Source organism: Pyxidicoccus xibeiensis (assembly GCF_024198175.1).
Taxonomy (GTDB): domain Bacteria; phylum Myxococcota; class Myxococcia; order Myxococcales; family Myxococcaceae; genus Myxococcus; species Myxococcus xibeiensis.
Window position 1 is genome coordinate 936,575 of record NZ_JAJVKV010000003.1, and the last position, 18,737, is coordinate 955,311.

An 18,737-nucleotide genomic window follows, 5' to 3' on the forward strand; every position below is an offset into this window, starting at 1 on the left:
CTGCACGAATTGCGGGGATTGCGGTGGTGTGCCTGGATTGACGCGGGGTTAGGGCGGCAGGCGTGGAGGCATGAGGTGTGCACAAACACCCCCTGTGTCTCTATCGCCCCAGCCCCTGGGGCCATGTTCACCGCAGGACATCCCCCATGCCCTCGCTCGCGAACCCCTCTCCGCGCCCCCTGCCCCCCCGTCGCCCCTCCGCGTCCGGCCCGCGCCGGTGGCTGTGGGCACCGCTGCTGCTGACGCTGGCCGCGCCCGCCGTGCTGGCGGAGCCCTCGTCCGCGGCCCCCACCTCGAAGCCGGCGGAGGCGGACTTCGCCGCCGAGGTCGCGCGCGCGGAGTCGTCCTCCGAGGTGGTGCGGGTGGCGGTGGACCACCAGGCGAACCTGTACGTGCCGGGCGCCGAGCACGTGAGGGTGGACGCGCCCGAGGTGCTGGACGCGGGCGTGGGTGAGCCGAACCTCATCTCGCTGGCGGGGCTGCGCGCGGGCCGCGCGGAGCTGCTGGTGCTGCGCACGGGCCGGCGGCCGCTGCACGTGCGCGTGGAGGTGGCGCGATGAGCCGCCGGAGCGAGCGCGGCCTGACGATGCTGGAGCTGTCCGTCGTCCTGGCCATCATCGGCGTCCTCGCGGCGCTGTCATTCGCCACGTACGAGCGGCTGAGCGTGCGCACCGGGCCGCAGAACGCCGCCGCCGACCTGTCCGGCGCGCTGTCCGAGGCCCGCGCCCGGGCGGTGGACCGTCAGGCGGAGGTGTGGCTCATCATCTACCCGGACATCGACGACCAGGGCGTGGCCGGACAGGGCTCAGGGGGCTGGTTCCTCGTCGAGGACCGGCGGCGCGACTTCGGCAGCACCAGCGCCCCTCCTGCCGGCCATCTGCGCTACGCCACCTTCACTCCCCCGGGAGCCGTGGAGCCCTCGCCGGACCAGGGCTCGCTGGTGGATGCCATCTACATGGACGACTACACGCGCAGGAGCGTGCGCTTCGGCAGCACGGGCCAGCTCGTCTGGGATGGCGTCTTCGCCGGGCTGGCGCCCTCGGCTTGCAGCTTCTGCACGGGCACCCCGCGGCGCGGCGCCATCGTCTTCCGCGAGGACGGCTCGGCGCGCCTCGTCGACGGCGCGGGCACGACGTTCGTCCCCACGGGCGCTGGCGCGGTGCAGCGAGCCGGGTCGCTGGGGCTCGTCTCCTCGGATGGCCAGCATGAGTTCCTGTTCGCAGTCTCCGGTCCGGCTGGGTTCGTCGACTCGAGGTCTCGCTGATGAAGCCCCTGAATGACTCCTCCTCCCGCCGCCGCGCGGCCATGCGCGGCGCCACCCTCATCGAAGGCATGGCCGCCGCCGCCGTGCTCGCGCTCGGCATCAGCGGCGTCTTCGCCGGGCTGATACTCGCCAGCCAGCAGAACGTGGACGCACGCCGCCTGTCGCAGGCGAGCGCCATCGCCACGCAGATTCGCTCCGGCATCCACATCCACGGCTACACCCGGCTGAAGGCCGCCGGAGGGCCGCTGACCACCGGCCGCTGCACCGCCGACGCGGAGACGCGCGCGCTGGCGGGGGGCCTGGAGTCCATCGCCGGCACCTGCGTGGTGGACCTGGACGCCTACGAGGACGCCGTGGCCCCCGACGCCGTCCTGGTGCCGGCCTACTCCAGCGAGGAGCGCGACGCGTACCGCCGCGTCCTGGTGTGGAACGCCCTGGGCGACATCGACTCCGTCGCGGCGGTGGTGTCCTTCCGGAGCGCGGGCCAGCGCCGCTACGTCAAGCAGTTCATCGGCGTCTACGAGCCGAGGCAGAACGTCGCCGGGGTGACGCCATGAGGCGGCCCTCCCAGGCACGCAGCGCGGGCTTCACGCTGCTGGAGGTGCTGATTGGCACCACCATCTCCTCCGTCGTGCTGCTGGCGGTGGCCGCCACGGTCATCGGCGTCAACAGCGTCTTCCAGGGCAACAGCCTCTCCAAGCAGACGGTGGAGGGCAGCCGCGTGGGGATGGACTACCTCAAGCGCACGCTGCGGCTGGCCGGCTATGGGCTGGACCCCGCGCTGGCCTTCGACTTCAACACCGCCGGCCTGCCGGGCAACGCGAAGGACAACTTCGTCCAGGACCTCACGCCCTGGGGCACCGTCATCACCGACGACCTGGCGTTCCGCTACCGGGACCCCATGTACCTGCGGCGCGGCCACGTGAGCGGCAGCGGCCCGTACACCCTCAATCTGGAGGCCGGCACCTCCTTCGGGCAGGGGTTTCGCCTGGGGCAGACGCTGCTGCTGGCCTGCCCCGGCGGCCTGGAGTACTTCCTGGGGCGCCTCAACGCGGACGCGCTCGCCACCGCCAACACCGCCGCGCTCACGGCCGTGCCCGAGAGCCCGGCCCTTCCGGCCTGCCTGACCAACGCCGACAGGCCCGCCTTCGTGCTGCTGGTGCACGAGAAGCGGCTGCGCGTGGAGTCGTTCGGCGGGCGGCCGTACCTCGTGGTGCGCCACGGCTGGGCGGCCGACTCCGACTTCGACCCGCTCGTCGCCAACGTCGAGTCCTTCCAGGTCGCCTACCAGATGAACCGGCCCCCCGCGAGCTCCACCTGCTGCGTGGGCCAGGCCGCTCCGGATGCAACGGAGGGCACCGGCACCAGCTGGCTGCTGGGTGACGAGGACGTCGCCCTGCTGCCGAACACCGGCCCCACCCGCCCCACGTACGACACGCAGTACGACGCGGTGGAGCGCTACACCGCGCACCCGGCCAACATCCGCGCCGTGCGCGTGGGCCTCACCGTGCGCTCGTCGCGCCAGCAGCCCTCCCAGGCCCGGGAGCTGGAGCCGCCGCCGCGGCTGCTCAACGCGCCGGCGCCCGCCGGCACGGATGCGTTCTTCCGCTCCACGGTGGAGACGTCCATCCGCGTGCCCAACATGACGTCCCGCACCTTCTTCATCCCCGACCTCCGCAACCCCACCGACGCCACCAGCAAGAAGAACGTCGGGGGAGGATAGTCCATGAACCGCTACGCACCTTCCCGGGGCAGCGCCCTGGTCATCACCCTCATCGCCCTGGCCGTCCTGCTGACCATGGTGGTGGGCGTCATCACCTTCACCGGCCGCAACCAGGCCGCCGCCGTGGCCCAGATGCGCGGCGAGCGCGTCGAGGCGTGCGCGGAGACGGCCCGGCAGTACGTGCTGTCCCGCCTGAAGGCGCATGGCGCCTTCGCCACCCGCCCCATCGATGTGACCCTCCAGGAGAAGCTGCCGGACGACCAGGAGGAAGCGGACCGCACCATCATGCGCACCAGCCACCTGGGCTCGGCCCACGCGCCGGATGGCGGGCCGACGACGGCGGAGCTGGACTCCAACTCCTTCGGTGGCGCCAACAAGCTGGTCAGCGACGCGACCAACACCCTGCGCAAGGGCACCGGCACCGGTGGCTTCTACCGCGTCGTCGTCATGTGTGACGAGCCCGGCGGCCGCCAGGCCGAGACCGAGTTCGTCTTCCGCTTCGGCATCTGAGTGCTCCCGCCCCCGCCCTTTCCGGAGTCCCCCATGAAGGTCCTCCTCACCTCCCTGTCGCTCCTGTTGGCCGCGGCCCTGCTGCTGGCCGCGCCGCGCGCGGATGCCCAGGCCGCGGCCTGCTCGCTGCAGTCCACCTCCCGCCTGGACGCGATGCTCAACCCCGCGCGCGGCAGCGACGAGCGCTTCTTCACCAACCCCAGCGGCCCGCCCAACATCCTCATCATCCTGGATACGTCGGGCTCCATGAAGTACTGGCCCATCCGCTGGAACAACGACAGCTACTACAGCTACGACGAGGACCGGTTCGGCGCCGAGCCGGGCTGCCGCCAGGCGAACATCAACGCGCTGAACTACGACCCGAACGTCGCCTACCCGCGCCTGTGGCTGTCGCTGACGAACCAGAACTCTCCCTGGTTCGACCCCGCGAGGTACTACCGCTTCGACGGTGAGGGGGACAACGAGCAGGAGAGCTTCGGCATGGGCAACAACCCGGTGCAGTTCGACCAGCCCCCGCCGAACACCGTCATCACCAACAGCGCAGGCGCCGCGTGTGCCAACCTCGTCGGTGCCAGCGTCGGTGCCCAGACCGCCTGCATGAGCTGCCTGTCCACCCGGGGCTACTTCCAGTGGCGGAAGGACCGCCGCCTGGCCACGGGCAACTTCCTCAACTTCTACTCTCCGCGCGGCCACTCGGCCGTCAACGTCATCACCCAGGTCATCCGGGATTCGGCGCGCACGCGCTTCGGCATCATGACGTTCTCCCATAGCAACCAGGCCACCAACATCCAGGCGTGGAACGGCGAGGACGTGGTGCGCTTCGCGGAGTTCGGCCCCGCCTGCAGCGACGCCACCACGGCCACGGCGCGCAACACCCACCGTGACAACCTGCTGGTGAAGATGCGCAACGGCCTGCGCTTCAACACCGGCACGCCCCTGACGCAGGTGCTGTGGGGCTCCAGCTATTACTTCCGCTCCAGCACCGGCGACCCGTTCCCCGGCTGGTTCGGCGGGGGCTACATGGCCGACACGGACTTCAACGACGCGGCGTCCCCGGGCCGGGCCTCGTCGTGCTTCAGCTGCAGCTTCAACGCCATGATTCTCCTCACGGACGGCGAGCCCAACGAGCCGAACGACGCCGACTCCCAGGTGCCGCAGGTCGTGAGGGACCAGGTCGTCCCGTGCGACAACTGCTCCGCCGCGGGCCAGGGCCAGTTCAGCGGCGGCAGCCAGAGTCACATCCACCGCATCGCCAAGTGGATGTGGGACCACGACATGCGGCCGGAGCTGACCGGCACGCAGCGCGTGGCGACGTACACCGTGGGCTTCGCGCTGACGAACACCCAGGCCCTCAACCTGCTGCGCAAGACGGCGGAGGTGGGCGGCGGCCGCTTCTTCGCGGCCACCAACTCCAGCCAGCTGAAGACGGCGCTGCAGTCCATCGTGGACGACGTGCAGAGCCGCAACATCGCCTTCTCCGCCGCCGCCATCTCCTCGTTCCAGACGGGCAGCACCACCCTGAGCGCGCTGATGCCGCGCCTGTCGCCCGCGGCCGCAGGCAGCGCCTGGCGCGGGGACCTGTGGCGCTTCAACCAGTTCAACGAGTTCGTCGAAGGCGCGGACAAGAACGGCGACAGCGACATGGATGACATCTTCGTCGTCGACCAGGACGGGGACATCGTCGTCGAGGACTCGGCCGGCAGCTTCGTCAAGGACGGCACGACGACCGCGGCCGAGGAGTTCTGGGAGGCCCGCCGGGTGCTGATGGCCCGGCCGCTCAACAGCCGGAAGATATACACCGCGCTGGACGACAGCGGAGACGGCCGGCTCGGTGAGGGAGACGAGCCCACCGAGTTCACTGTCGCCAACCGCAACAGACTCAAGCCCTACCTGGGCGTGGTGGGCACGCCCGTGTGCCCGAAGCTGGAGCTGCTGCTGCCGCTGGAGGTGGACCCCGGCAGCCTGCTGACGGGCCTCAACCTGACGCCGGCCCAGGCGGCCACGGCCGTGGGCGTCACCTTCCCCGTCATCAGCACGCTGCTCCAGGGACAGACCTTCCTGGACGACCTGTGCCTGCGCGTGCTCATCCAGTACGTCCGGGGCCAGGACCTGGCGGACGAGAACGGCAACGGCAACCGCACCGAGGTACGCCGCTCCGTGCTGGGCGACATCTTCCACTCGTCGCCGGTGCTGGTGGAGCCGCCCATGGACAAGTTCCTGTGCGACCTGGGCCTGAGCACCCAGTGTGCCCGCACCCTCTACAGCTCCGACCTGAACGTCGCCCCCACGCCGCTGGCCAGGGAGTCCGTCACCCGCTGCGGGGTCACCCGCGAGGTGGATGCCTACGAGGCGTACCTGGACCGCTACCGCAAGCGGGACAAGGTGGTGCTGGTGGGCGCCAACGACGGCATGGTGCACGCCTTCCGCGACAGCACCGCGACGGAGCGGTGTGACCGCGGGCTGCCCATCGTCGAGTACGCGGCCAGCACGGGCGAGGAGGAGTGGGCCTTCATTCCCCCGGACCTGCTGTCCCGGCTGCACGAGCTGGCGGCGGGCCACCAGTACTTCGTGGACGGCGACATCATGGTGCGCGACGTGTGGGCGGATGGCTCGGGGAACTCCGGTGGGCTGAACAACATCAAGGAGTCCTCGGAGTTCCATACGCTGGCGGTGGTGTCCGAAGGCCGCGGCGGCGTGCACTACCTGGCGCTGGACCTGCGGGTGGACGCGGGGACCGGCCGCTTCCAGCCGCCGAAGCTGCGGTGGATGTTCCCCCAGCCGGCCTCCGCGGAGGCGGCCCTCTTCGGCAAGACGCTCTTCTCGCTCAGCCCCAAGGCGCCGCCCATCGGCCCGGTGCTGCTGCGGGCGGCGGACACTGACACCGAAGCGGTGGAGCGCTACGAGGTGAAGACGCGGGAGCAGTGGGTGGTGGCGCTGTCGGGGGGCTGGTCTCCGGGCCTGGAGAAGGGCCGCGGGGTGTACGTGGTGGACGCCTGGAACCTGGCGGTGCCCAACCGGCAGGACAACCTGTGGTGGAAGTTCGAGTACGACCCGACGGCCAGCGGTGAGCAGGACGGGCCGGCCCGGCACCTCACCCACAGCGTGGTGGCCCCGGTGGGGCTGGTGGACTACGGCGTGGGCAAGGAGGTGAGCCAGGACGGCTTCTTCGACACGGCCGTCTTCGGAGACATGCGCGGCCAGCTGTGGGTGGCGCGCATGTCGCAGCCGGGCGAGGTGGACACCTCCACCGGGCTCATCACCAACTGGAGCGCCGCGCGCGCCTTCCAGATGGACCGCGACGGCGCCGCCACGGCGGGCGCCGGGCGCAGCCTCGACAACGTGTGGCCCTTCTATTACGTGCCCTCCATCGGCATCCAGCCGAGCACGGGCGCCATGCGGGCCCTCATCGGCACCGGCGACCGGTACGCGCTGCTGGACGACAAGGCCGGCATCTGCCGCTTCGACAACCCGCAGGCCTGCGCGAAGTACGGCTGCGGCGAGGTGGACGTGGACTACCGGGTGGAGCGCATCGGCCGCCGCGTCACCCAGGCGCGCCAGTACTGGACGCCCGGGGAAATCACCTCGAACACGCTCACCACCGCCGCCTCCACCCTGAGCGCCTGCGGCAACCCGGGCGAGACGGTGGTGACGGCGCGCTTCGAGAAGTACGACGTGAAGGCCTGCCCGGACTCGCCCCAGGACTACACCGGGCTGAGCTCCGCGCGCGTGGAGTGCGGACGGGACGCGCTCGGCAACTTCCGCTGCCTCAACACCAGCGGCGCGGCGCCCAACTACGCGGACCTGGAGCTCACGCGCGACGACGCGGACCTGGGGAAGAACCGCTTCTTCGGCATCCGGGTGTACGGCGGCATCAACGGCCCGACGTTCGGCGAGGAGCTCACCGCTCCCGCCGCGGGCACGAAGACCGCGCAGGAGTTCGACGACGCGCGGCTGACGGACCGCACGTCCGCCGACCCTGACGGCGGCGACCTGGTGAACGTGACGAGCTCCACCTGCACCGCGCCGACCAGCACCACGCCGTCCGTCTGCACCGGCCCGCGCGCGGCGCCGGACGGGGCCGGCTGGGTGCTGGAGTACACGGACGGCCTCGAGCACAAGACGGCTGGCGGCGCGTCCACCGTGGCGAGCTGCACGCTGTGGAACGTCATCTACCCGCGGCAGGACGGCACCGTCTGCGACAGCAGCGCCGCGCGGGCCCGCTTCTACCAGGCGGACTTCCTCACCGGCCTGCCCAACTGCGCCCTCTCGCTGGAGGGCCAGCGCTACCAGGAGCGCACGGTGCTGGCGCCTCCGCCGGAGCCCGCCACCGCGGTGATGATTTCGCCTCAGGGCGTGGTGCGCTACAGCTCGGTGATGCAGGAGCCCGGCAAGCGCCAGGCGACCTCCGTGGACGTGGCCGAGGTGAGCGACGTGCTGCAGAACGTGTACGAGCTGCCGCTGACCCACGAGCAGCACCAGTGCCGCCACGTGGACCCGACCCGCTGCACCTCCGTCGCGCCCTGAGCGGCCGGGGCCGGGCCCTCCCCTCGTCGTTCCACGGGGAGGGCCTCGCGCCGGACGGGCCTGGGCGGCTAGAACGAGGCCCGGGTGGCCCGCCCGCCGTGCAGGGGGGCCGGGGCCGCCCTCCTGGAGCCTGGAGGCCCCCGTGCCCGCACTCGAAGAAGCCATCTCCCTCGCGGTGGAGGCGCACCGCGGCCAGCGCGACAAGGCCGGCCAGCCGTACATCCTCCACCCCCTTCGGGTGATGATGCGGCTGGACTCGGAGGCCGAGCGCACGGTGGCCATCCTCCATGACGTGGTGGAGGACACGCCGTACTCGCTGGAGCGGCTGCGCGGGCTGGGCTACCCGGAGGACGTCCTCGCCGCGCTGGACGCCCTCACCCGCCGCGACGGCGAGACGTACGAGGCCTTCGTCGAGCGCCTCAGGCCCAACGCGCTCGCCCGCCGGGTGAAGCTGGCGGACCTGGAGGACAACATGGACGTGCGCCGGCTGGCGGCCGTGACGCCCCGTGACGCCGAGCGGCTGGCCCGCTACCGCGCCGCCTGGGCCCGGCTGAAGGAGCCCTGAAGCACGACGGCCCGGAGTGTCTCTGAGGACGCTCCGGGCCGCGGGTGCTACGGCGCTGCCTGCGTCAGGCTCAGGCCTTGGCGGCGGCGAGCTGGCGCAGCACGTACTGCAGGATGCCGCCGTGGCGGTAGTAGTCGAGCTCGTTCGGCGTGTCGATGCGGCACAGCGCCGTGAACTCCTTGGTGCCGCCCTCGCCCGTGGCCTTCACGGTGAGCTTCTTCTGCGGGGCGAGGTTCTCCGCGACGCCGGTAATCTCGAACTTCTCCTGGCCGGTGAGGCCGAGCGACTGCGCGTCCTGGCCCGCCTCGAACTGGAGCGGGAGCACGCCCATGCCCACCAGGTTGGAGCGGTGGATGCGCTCGAAGCTCTTGGCGATGACGGCCTTGACGCCCAGGAGCATGGTGCCCTTGGCGGCCCAGTCACGGCTGGAGCCGGTGCCGTACTCCGCGCCGGCCAGCACCACCAGCGGCGTGCCCTCCGCCTGGTACTTCATGGAGGCGTCGTAGATGCTCATCCGCTCGCGGGTGGGGATGTGGACGGTGACGCCGCCCTCCACGCCGGGGACGAGCAGGTTCTTCAGGCGGATGTTGGCGAAGGTGCCGCGCACCATCACCTCGTGGTTGCCGCGGCGGGCGCCGTACGAGTTGAAGTCCTTGGGCTCCACGCCGTGGGCCATGAGGTACTTCGCCGCGGGGCTCGTCTTGGCGATGTTGCCGGCGGGCGAGATGTGGTCCGTGGTGACGGAGTCACCGAGCAGCGCCAGCACGTGCGCGCCCTTGATGTCCTGCGTGGGCTTCGGGTCCTTGGGCAGGTTCTCGAAGAAGGGCGGCTTGCGCACGTAGGTGGACGTGTCGTCCCACTGGAACGTGGAGCCCTTGCTGACCTGGAGCTGCTGCCAGAGCGCGTCGCCCTCCATGGCGTTGGCGTACTGGCTGCGGAACTGGTCCGGCTTCACGGAGGAGCGGATGGTCTCCCGGATCTCCTCGTCCGTGGGCCAGATGTCCTTGAGGAACACGGGGCGGCCGTTGGGGTCCAGGCCCAGCGGCTCCTTGTCCAGGTCCAGCCCCACCTCGCCGGCCAGCGCGTAGGCCACCACCAGCGGCGGGCTGGCCAGGTAGTTCATGCGCACGTGCGGGTTGATGCGGCCCTCGAAGTTGCGGTTGCCGGAGAGCACCGCGGCCACCACGAGGTCGCCCTCGACGACGGCGTTGGCGACGGGCTCCGTCAGCGGACCCGAGTTGCCGATGCAAGTGGTGCAGCCGTAGCCCACCACGTGGAAGCCGACGGCCTCCAGGTAGGGCAGCAGGCCGGACTCGCGCAGGTACTCGGTGACGACGCGGCTGCCCGGGGCCAGGCTCGTCTTCACCCACGGCTTCGGGTTGAGGCCGCGCTCCACGGCCTTCTTCGCCAGGATGCCCGCGCCCACCAGCACCGCCGGGTTGGAGGTGTTGGTGCAGGAGGTAATCGACGCAATCACCACCGCGCCGTGGCCCAGCTGGTAGCTGCTGCGGCCCTGCTTCACGGTGACGGCCTGGGCCAGGCGTTCCGGGGGCACCTCGGCCGCGGGGGCCTTGGCCTTGCCGCCGCCCTCGTCGTCCTCGCCCTTGCTCTTGCCGGCCGCCAGCATCTCCACCAGCGACTTCTCGTAGCCGGCCTTCATGTCCTTGAGGGGCACGCGGTCCTGCGGGCGCTTGGGGCCGGCGAGGCTGGGCACCACGGTGGCCAGGTCCAGCTCCAGCGTGTCGCTGAAGACGGGGTCCTGCGCGCCGTCCTTGCGCCACAGGCCCTGCTCCTTCGCGTAGGCCTCGGTGAGGGCCACGACGTCATCCGGGCGGCCGGTGAAGCGCAGGTAGTTGAGGCTCTCCTCGTCCACCGGGAAGAAGCCGATGGTGGCGCCGTACTCGGGGGCCATGTTGGCGATGGTGGCGCGGTCCGGCAGGGACAGGCTCTTCAAGCCGCTGCCGTAGAACTCCACGAACTTGCCGACCACGCCCTTCTTGCGGAGCATCTGCGTGACGGTGAGCACCAGGTCGGTGGCCGTGGCGCCCGCGGGCAGCTGGCCGGTGAGCCTGAAGCCCACCACCTGGGGAATCAGCATCGTGATTGGCTGGCCGAGCAGCGCGGCCTCGGCCTCGATGCCGCCCACGCCCCAGCCCACCACGCCCAGGCCGTTGATCATCGTGGTGTGGCTGTCGGTGCCCACCAGCGTGTCCGGGTAGGCCGTCTTGCCCTGGCGGAACGTCACCTGGGCGAGGAACTCGAGGTTGACCTGGTGGCAGATGCCGATGTCCGGCGGGACGACGCCGAAGCCCTTGAACGCGCTCTGGCCCCAGCGCAGGAAGGCGTAGCGCTCACGGTTGCGCTCGAACTCCAGCTCCGCGTTCTCCTTGAAGGCGGCGGACGTGGCGAAGGAGTCGATCTGCACCGAGTGGTCGATGACGAGGTCGGCGGGGTTGCGCGGGTTGATCTTGGCCGGGTCGCCGCCCATGGAGGCGAGCGCCTCGCGCATGGCGGCCAGGTCCACCACGGCGGGCACGCCGGTGAAGTCCTGGAGGAGGACGCGGGCGGGGTGGAAGGAGATCTCCACGTCCGGCGTGGCCTTGGGGTCCCACGCGAGCATCTTCTCCACGTGCTCGCGCTTCACGACGCGGCCGTCCTCGTGGCGCAGCAGGTTCTCCAGCAGGACCTTGAGCGAGAACGGGAGGCGGTCCACCGCGGGGTGGGCCTTGGCCAGCTTGGCCAGGCTGTAGATGTCGTAGGAGGCCGAGCCCACCTTGAGCTGGGACTTCGTGCCGAAACTGTCGGTCATGTGCGTTGCCGTCCTTCCGTGCGCAGGATGCGGCGACTTCTAAGGCCCCCTTTGACGCGTTGCAAAGGGTTCCTGCGCGGTCATCCAGGGGCGGACGGTTCCCCACCCGCCCGGCGGCCTGCTCAGAGGACCTTGCGACAGGCGTACAGGACGCGCTCCAGCACCTTGCGCCAGAGGGGCCGGCGGCGGAACTCGGCCAGGGTGACCTCCCGGCAGTTGCCGCAGTCGGTGCGGAAGGAGTCCTCCAACTGCCGGCCCAGGCGCGGGTCCGCGAAGACCGCGTTGACCTCGTGGTTGAAGGCCAGGCTCAGCCGCTCCAGGTTGAACGAGCCGATGGTGCCCCACACCCCGTCCACCACGGCCGTCTTCGCGTGCAGCACGCCCCGCTGCCACTCGAAGATGCGGATGCCCGCGCCGAGCAGCTTCTCGTAGAAGGCCCGGGTGGCGAACTCCAGGAGGGGGTGGTCACTCTTCGCGTTGAGCAGCAGGTGCACCTCCACCCCGCGGCCCGCCGCCTCGCGCAGCGCCGCCACCATGCGCCGGTCCGGGATGAAGTACGCCGCCGCGATGAGCACGCTGCTGCGCGCCCGGTGGATGGCGTGCAGGTAGGCCCGGTGGATGCTCCGCCGGCTGGACAGCACCGCCAGGCTCACCTGCCCGCGCCGGACGGGCCGGGGGTGCCAGCGCCGCAGCCCCGCCGCCAGCCGGTGGATCTTGTCCTGGAACATCATCCGCCAGGTGGCCAGGAAGCGCCGCTCCAGCTCGTGCACCGCCGGGCCTTCGATGCGCAGCACGTCGTCGCGCCACCCCCCGCCCTGCCCCGCCGGCGCCCAGTGCGCGGAGATGTTCACCCCGCCCGTGAAGGCCACCTCGCCGTCCACTACGAGAATCTTCCGGTGGTCCCTGCGCAGCAGGTGGCGCAGGCCCCTCGCCAGGCTGAAGGGCTTGAAGGCGCGGATGTCCACGCCGCGGCGGCGCAGGGCCTCGAAGAAGCTCTTGCGGCTCGTCCACGAGCCCACCGCGTCGTAGAGCACCTTCACGTGCACGCCGCGCTCGGCCGCCTCCGCCAGCGCCTCGCCGAACAGCTCACCGACGGCGTCGGTGATGAACATGTACGTCTCGAGCCGGATGTAGCGCCGCGCGCGGCGGATGGCCTCCAGCATGGCCGGGTACGCCTCCACCCCGTCTCGCAGGAGCTGGCATGCGTTGCCCTGCACCACGGCGTGGCTGCGGGGCAGGTAGTACCGCGACAGGAGCAGCGCGGAGACGTTCGGGCTCCACACGGGCGGGTGCGCGGGCACCGGCCCCACCGCGCGGGCCAGCCGGGACTCCGCCTCACTGGAAGCACCTGACTGCTGGATCACCACCTCCGGGTCGCGCATGGCTACCGTACGGTGCGGATGCCTCCGCGACCCGGCAACCCAAGGCCCCGATGCCCGTCCGCCCGGAGGGCGACAACGTCCGCTGACAGACGGAGCAACCCCCCGTCCCGGCGGGCAATGGTTCGTGGACTCCTCAAGGGCGGCTCGTCCCCCGGGCCTGGAGTCCGGAGGGACGAGGCCAGGTCAGGCCCGGGAGTCCGGGCCTACAGCCCGGAAGTGCGACGTCGAGTCCGGGCCTACAGCCCGGAAGTGCGACGTCGAGTCCGGGCCTACAGCCCGGAAGTGCGACGTCGAGTCCGGGCCTATAGCCCGTACTCGGCGCGCTTGTTCTCCGCGCGGGTGGCGCAGGGCTGGTCGTACTCCGGGAAGTACTCCTTCACGTGGTCCAGCGTGGCGGAGGCGCCCTTGTAGTTGCCCTGGTTGTAGTAGCCCTCGACCTCGAGCAGCAGCTTGGCGCAGGTGCGGTCCAGCTCCTGCTGCGCGGCCTTCATGCGCTCCTGCGCCTCGAAGTAGAGGTCCGGCTTGGGCTCCGGGTGGGCCTCCAGCATCAGCCACGCCTCGCGGAAGGACTTCCACGCCTCGTAGCGGTTGCGCGCGCCGATGTCCGGCGTCTCGAAGTTCTTGCGCCCGCGCTTGTAGGACTCGTTCGCCTGGCGCAGCAGCTCCTCCGCGAGCAGGTCCGGCAGCAGCGCGCGCTCCACCCACACGTTCCAGATGCGCCAGGGCTCCTCGCCCGGCGGGTTCTTCACGTTGTCGAAGATGATGCGGTTGGGCTCGCCCTTCTTGAGGTTCTGGGCCGGAATCATCAGCTCCAGCGAGCGGTCCTGGCTGGCCAGCGTGTCGGGCGGCACCTTGCCCACGTCCACGCCGTTGACGCTCACCACCACCTCGTCCTTGGAGATGCCCTGCGCTTGGTAGTGGAGGATGACCACGGCCTTGGTGGCGGCGGTGTACTCCCAGCTGAAGATCTTCATGTCCGCGCGCTCCCACGTCACGCCCGGCCCCAGGCCGAACGAGTCGCGGATGGGCTGCTGGCCGAGCGTCGCGGGCTCCTCGCCCGCCGGCCGCGTGTCGCCCTCGCTGAGGACCAGCCAGTACAGGAGGCCGAAGATGCCGAGCACCACGGCCACACCGCCGCCGATGATGCCGCTGCGCACGGCCGAGCTGGCGTCCGCCCAGAACAGCTTCGCGCTGGCGACGAGGCCGGGGGACTCGCGGCGGATGCGGGCGCGCTCGGCCGCGGACAGGCCGCCCGCGGGCGTGGCGCCCGTGGCGGGACGCACGCGCGCCGGAGTCGCCCCCGTCTGCGGACGCCGCGCGGGCGGCGAGGTGGCGGCCCCACCGCGCTCGAGGGCCTTCGGCTCCGACTTCGGTTCCGCCTTCGGCTCGGAGGCGCGGGACGCCCCGGACACGGGACGCAGCGCCCGGAGGTTGTTGCGGGTGGCGCCCTGGCGCAGCTCCTCCAGCTCCTCCTCGTCCGCGCCCTCGGGGGCCAGCGCCATGCCCTTGTTGCGCTGACGCTTCAGGGCGTCCACGGACACGATGCGGGTGCTGTTGGCGCCGTCCTCCGCGCCGGCGGGGAGGGCCTCCTCACCCGTGGACGGCTCGTCCGTCATCATGGCGAAGACGAACGTCACCGGGCCCAGGGTCAGCTTGTCGCCGTCCTGCAGGGGCTGGGAGCCCGCCGGGGTGCCGTTGACGAGCGTGCCGTTGGCACTGCCCTGGTCCTCGACGGAATAGCCGTCTCCGTCGAGGAAGATGCGGCAGTGCTTGCGGGAGACACCGGGGTCGAACAGCGCGACGTCGCAGTCCGTCGACCGCCCGATGAGTACGGAGTCCTGGTCGAAGACGAACTCCTTACCGGCTTCTCTTCCTTCGGAGATCGTCAGCTGGAAAGGCATGGGGGGCTACTATCCTACAGAGGCCCGCGCCGCCCGGGCAACGGCCGCACGCGCGCTGGCCGGTTCCATCACCTGGGCCTCGCCTCCGAAGGACAGCACCCACTGGGTCAGCCAGCGCTCGCTGTCGCCTGCCACCACCACCTCGACCCCTCCGTCGGAGAGCGGGCGGGCGTCCCGGCCGAAGCGCTCCTTCACATATGGAGCGGCCACGGGCGAGAAGCGCACCCGCACGGACGCCTCGCCGCGGCTCCTGGCCGGGTTGGGCACGTCCGCCCTGGCGTCGGGCGGGGGCAGGAAGGCCGTGTCGGTGACGGTGATGTCCTCCATGCGGTCCAGCCGGAACAGGCGCGCGTCCTGGCGCATGTGGTCGAAGCCCTGCAGGTACCACTGGCCCCGGTGGCTGAGCAGCTCGTACGGGCGCACGCGGCGCGGCTCGGGGGCGCGGCCGGGGCTGGCGTAGGCGAACGTCACCTCCAGCCGCTCGATGATGGCGCGCGTGAGGGGCCCCAGCGCCTGCGGAGCCTCCGCGGAGGCGTCGATCTTCCGGTACATCTCCCGGTAGCGCTCGCGGGTGGCGGGCGGGAGGATGCGCTCCAGCTTCTGCAGGGCGCTCTGCAGCGCGTCCCCCGCGGCCGGGCGCAACAGCTCCGCCGAGGCGGCCAGGGCCGCGGCCTCGCCCGCCGTCAGCCGGGGCGGCGCGAACAGGCGCTGGTCCAGGTCCACGTAGACGCGGTCGTTGTCCACGTAGATGTCGATGTAGTCATCCGGGTTGAAGGGGGGCCGGCCCACGCACGTGAGCAGGTCCAGCTCCTCCAGCAGGTCCTCCCGGCTGATGTTGAGCGCCTTCGCGAGCGCCTCCACCGTGACGCCGGGGTGCTTGGACACGTAGGGGACGAGGAACAGCAGGCGGCGGAGCCGCTCATGGACGTTGCTCATGCGCTCACCTCGTCCTGCGTGTCGTCCGTGTGGCGCTCCACGATGCGCGACGCCATCTCCCGCAGCCGCTGCTGGGCGCGCTCCGGCCCCTCCACGCGGCAGTCCGGCCCCAGCGCCAGGCAGAAGCGCACCAGGCCATCCACGAACGTCACCGGCAGCCGGGCACGCACCACGCCCTCCTCCGCCGGCTCCAGCGTGGCGCCCGGGAAGAGCCCTCCGGCGCGGGAGGCCAGCGTGCCGGACAGCCGCAGCACCACCTCCATGCGCTCGTGGAAGCGGTGCTGCCACGGGAAGTACGCCACGTGGGCGTCCAGCGAGAAGTCCTGCGGCACCTGGAAGTCCGGCGTGCGCGGGCGCGCGGTGTTCACCTTCAGCTCGCGCACGCGGTGCACGTGGAAAGTGCGCAGGCCGCCGCGCAGGTGGCAGTGGCCCACCAGCGTCCAGACGCCGCGGCGCAGCGCGAGGCCGTACGGGTCCACCTTGCGCTGCGTGGTGGAGGGGTGCTTGGGGCTGGCATAGGTGATGTCCACCCACTTGCGCGAGGCGCACGCCTCCCAGAGCTGCTCCAGGCGGGCGGAGACCTCCTTCTCCTCGCCCTCCTGCACGCCGCCCAGCTCCATGCGCACGCGCGGCGTGGGCAGTGACTCGCCGGCGAAGAAGCCAATCTTCCGGAGCGCATGCGCCAGGTCGTCCCGGCCGGGGAAGGCGCCGGAGGCCAGGGCCGCGGAGCCGGCGGCGTACAGCACGGCCAGCTCCTCCTTGGTGAGGTCCGCCTCGGGCAGGTAGTAGGCGTCGCGGTCGACGATGTAGCCGTCCCTGCGCTCGTCGTCGCCCTGCACGTAGGTGAGTGGGAAGCCCAGCTCCACCAGCTCCGCCTTGTCGCGCTCGAACTTGCGCTCGGCGGCGTCGTCCGAGCCTCCATAGTCAGCGGGGAAGTGCTCGCGCAGCTCGGCCCAGGAGATGGGCTCGCGCGCGTCGAGCAGGAGGGCCACGAGGTCGAGGATGCGTTCGGTGCGTTCCATCGGAAGGTCGGCGACCATGCCGGGCGGGCCCCGGGGGGTCAAGGCAGTGGCGTGTGACGATAGGAAACAGGCGGCGCGCCCGCTCGCGTCCGGGCGGATATCCCGCATCCACTGAACAGACAAGCAGGTATTCGTCTGTACGTCGGCGGGCCCTCAGCCCGGAAGCGGACAACCCCCGACGGGGGGCTCGCACTCCGGGCGCGACTGGGATATTCCTGAGGCGTCTAAAGAGATGTGAGAAGCGCCGGTTCCGGGCCCCGCCCGGCTGGACGCCGCGCGGCCGACGCGGCGAGGGCGCTTCCGAAGGGACCTCACCATGCGCCGCACCTTCCTCGTCCGAAACGTGGTTGCCGGGCTGGCGCTGCTGGTGGGGTTGTGCAGTGTGGTGTCTCCCGCGGCCGTCAGGGCCGAGCCGCTCTACTTCGCCGTCGAGGTCCGCCGCGAGGGCCGGCTCGTCGCGCAGCCGAAGCTGCTGGGAGAGACGGGCCGCACCCTGCGCGCCGAGCGCCGCCGCCCGGGCGCCCCCATCGCCGACTACAGCCTGGTCCTCACCCCGAGGGCCGAGGGCAAGTCCTTCCTCCTCCAGCTGGACCTGCTGCTGCCGGAGGCCGAGGGCCACTCGGAGCTGGCGCTCCTGCACGGCGAGCAGCGCAAGCTCCAGCTCGGCCGGGTGCCGGGCGAGCTTGAGGTGTCCCTGCTCCTGATGAAGGTGGACTCGCCGGAGTTCCGCGCGCTGATGCAGTTGGGTGAGCGCGACAGCAAGGGCTCCTCCATCTAGGGAGGCCCGCTGTCCTGCCCCGCGGTCCCCTACAGCACCGCCAGGTCGTCGCGGTGCACCGCCTCGTCCAGGTAGCGGTAGCCCAGCACCGCCTCGATGTCCCCCGTGCGCCGGCCGGCGATGCGCCGCATCTCCCCGGCGTCATAGGCGGCGAGCCCCCGGGCGAACACGGCGCCGGACTCGTCCGCCAGGTCCACCGGGTCTCCGCGTCCGAAGTCGCCCTCCACCCCGCGCACGCCGCTGGGCAGCAGGCTGCGCTTGCGGCCGACGATGGCCTCGCGCGCGCCCGCGTCCACGGTGATCCTCCCCCGGGCCCGCAGGGCATGGGCAATCCAGGTGGCCCGGGCGCTGCGGCGGTTGCCGGCGGGCTCGAAGAGGGTGCCCACCGGCTCGCCCTCCAGCACGGCCCTCAGGCGGCCGGGCACGGCGCCGGAGGTGATGACGCAGCGGATGCCCGACTCGGTGGCCCGTGCGGCGGCGCGCACCTTGGTGGCCATGCCTCCGGTGCCCACGCCGCTGGTGGTGCCCCCCGCCAGGGCCAGCACTTCGGGAGTGATTTGCTCCACTGTCAGCATCAGCTCGGCGTCCGCGTTCCGGCGCGGGTCGCCGGTGTAGAGGCCCTCCACGTCCGAGAGGAGGACGAGCGCGTCCGCCTCCACCACGCCCGCCACCAGCCCGGCCAGGGTGTCGTTGTCGCCGAACTTCAGCTCGTCCACGGAGACGGTGTCGTTCTCGTTGATGACGGGCACCACGCCCGAGGCCAGCAGCCGCTCCAGGGCGTGCTTCACGTTGAGGTAGCGTCGCCGGTCCTGCACGTCCTCGTGGGTGAGGAGCACCTGGGCCACCACCTTCCCCGCCCCGCTGAAGGCCTCCTCGTACGCCTGCATCAGCCGGCTCTGCCCCACCGCCGCGCACGCCTGCTTGCTCGGGATGTCCCGGGGGCGCCCCGGGAGGCCCAGGCGCTCCACGCCCAGGGCAATGGCGCCGCTGGACACCACCACCAGCTCGCGCCCCTGGGCGGCCCACAACAAATCCCGGCCCAGCGCATCGAAATGGTCGCGGTTGAAGCGTCCGGTGGCGTTCGTCAGGGCGTTGGTGCCGATCTTCACCACCACGCGCCGGGCGGCGCGAAGGGCGGTGCGGCCAGCGGAAATCGGAGTCACAGTCACCAGCGTAGGTCAGAAACGGAAAGAGAGCGCGTCCACCGTGTGTTCAATCCAGTCGCGGTTTTCGGAACGGGCCGCGGCATGAAACCCACCCCCCGGGTGGCCATATAGAGTTCCGGATGCGCGGGGGGCCTTCAGTCCCCCGCCAGGAGAGACG

The 18,737-nt window shown here is 71.4% G+C and carries 14 protein-coding genes; 8 read left to right on the forward strand and 6 right to left on the reverse strand.

Features of this window, described 5'->3' with window-relative positions:
- Nucleotides 1-146: 146 nt before the first annotated feature.
- From LXT23_RS16710 to LXT23_RS16740, 7 genes are all read left to right on the forward strand, one after another.
- Entirely contained in the window at nt 147-560 is a 414-nt protein-coding gene (locus LXT23_RS16710; RefSeq protein WP_253981152.1) for a pilus assembly protein N-terminal domain-containing protein, read from the forward strand.
- Nucleotides 557-1,264, forward strand: coding sequence for a pilus assembly FimT family protein (locus LXT23_RS16715; RefSeq protein ID WP_253981153.1), 708 nt, complete (start codon nt 557-559; stop codon nt 1,262-1,264). Before LXT23_RS16710 ends, LXT23_RS16715 begins: the two co-directional genes overlap by 4 nt.
- Complete coding sequence (locus LXT23_RS16720) at nt 1,264-1,821, forward strand: type IV pilus modification PilV family protein (RefSeq protein ID WP_253981154.1); 558 nt, start codon at nt 1,264-1,266, stop codon at nt 1,819-1,821. Before LXT23_RS16715 ends, LXT23_RS16720 begins: the two co-directional genes overlap by 1 nt.
- Nucleotides 1,818-2,987 (forward strand): PilW family protein, encoded by a 1,170-nt coding sequence (locus LXT23_RS16725; RefSeq protein ID WP_253981155.1) that lies wholly within the window; start codon nt 1,818-1,820, stop codon nt 2,985-2,987. Before LXT23_RS16720 ends, LXT23_RS16725 begins: the two co-directional genes overlap by 4 nt.
- Before the next feature lie 3 nt (nt 2,988-2,990).
- The gene (locus LXT23_RS16730; RefSeq protein WP_253981156.1) at nt 2,991-3,497 is read left to right on the forward strand and encodes a hypothetical protein; all 507 of its coding nucleotides are present in this window, start codon (nt 2,991-2,993) and stop codon (nt 3,495-3,497) included.
- 33 nt (nt 3,498-3,530) lie between these two features.
- Entirely contained in the window at nt 3,531-8,021 is a 4,491-nt protein-coding gene (locus tag LXT23_RS16735; protein WP_253981157.1) for a pilus assembly protein, read from the forward strand.
- Between the two features lie 142 nt (nt 8,022-8,163).
- The gene (locus LXT23_RS16740) at nt 8,164-8,586 is read left to right on the forward strand and encodes a GTP pyrophosphokinase (RefSeq protein WP_253981158.1); all 423 of its coding nucleotides are present in this window, start codon (nt 8,164-8,166) and stop codon (nt 8,584-8,586) included.
- 70 nt (nt 8,587-8,656) lie between these two features.
- Here the strand turns inward: LXT23_RS16740 and acnA are convergent, their stop codons facing one another.
- The 5 genes from acnA to LXT23_RS16765 form a co-directional block, all read right to left on the reverse strand.
- Entirely contained in the window at nt 8,657-11,395 is a 2,739-nt protein-coding gene (acnA, locus tag LXT23_RS16745) for an aconitate hydratase AcnA (protein ID WP_253981159.1), read from the reverse strand.
- A gap of 122 nt (nt 11,396-11,517) precedes the next feature.
- The gene (locus LXT23_RS16750) at nt 11,518-12,777 is read right to left on the reverse strand and encodes a phospholipase D-like domain-containing protein (protein WP_253981160.1); all 1,260 of its coding nucleotides are present in this window, start codon (nt 12,775-12,777) and stop codon (nt 11,518-11,520) included.
- 302 nt (nt 12,778-13,079) lie between these two features.
- Complete coding sequence (locus LXT23_RS16755) at nt 13,080-14,678, reverse strand: FHA domain-containing protein (protein WP_253981161.1); 1,599 nt, start codon at nt 14,676-14,678, stop codon at nt 13,080-13,082.
- 9 nt (nt 14,679-14,687) lie between these two features.
- Entirely contained in the window at nt 14,688-15,614 is a 927-nt protein-coding gene (locus LXT23_RS16760; RefSeq protein ID WP_253981162.1) for a WYL domain-containing transcriptional regulator, read from the reverse strand.
- Nucleotides 15,611-16,636, reverse strand: coding sequence for a helix-turn-helix transcriptional regulator (locus tag LXT23_RS16765; RefSeq protein WP_253981163.1), 1,026 nt, complete (start codon nt 16,634-16,636; stop codon nt 15,611-15,613). Before LXT23_RS16765 ends, LXT23_RS16760 begins: the two co-directional genes overlap by 4 nt.
- 316 nt (nt 16,637-16,952) lie before the next feature.
- Between LXT23_RS16765 and LXT23_RS16770 the strand changes: the two genes are divergently transcribed.
- Nucleotides 16,953-17,414, forward strand: a complete 462-nt coding sequence (locus LXT23_RS16770; RefSeq protein ID WP_253981164.1) for a hypothetical protein — start codon at nt 16,953-16,955, stop codon at nt 17,412-17,414.
- Between the two features lie 29 nt (nt 17,415-17,443).
- On the opposite strand, the gene proB is transcribed toward LXT23_RS16770, so the two are convergent.
- Nucleotides 17,444-18,577 carry a glutamate 5-kinase gene (gene proB, locus LXT23_RS16775; protein ID WP_253981399.1) on the reverse strand — a complete coding sequence of 378 codons (1,134 nt, stop codon included), beginning with the start codon at nt 18,575-18,577 and terminating at the stop codon, nt 17,444-17,446.
- Nucleotides 18,578-18,737: the final 160 nt, after the last annotated feature.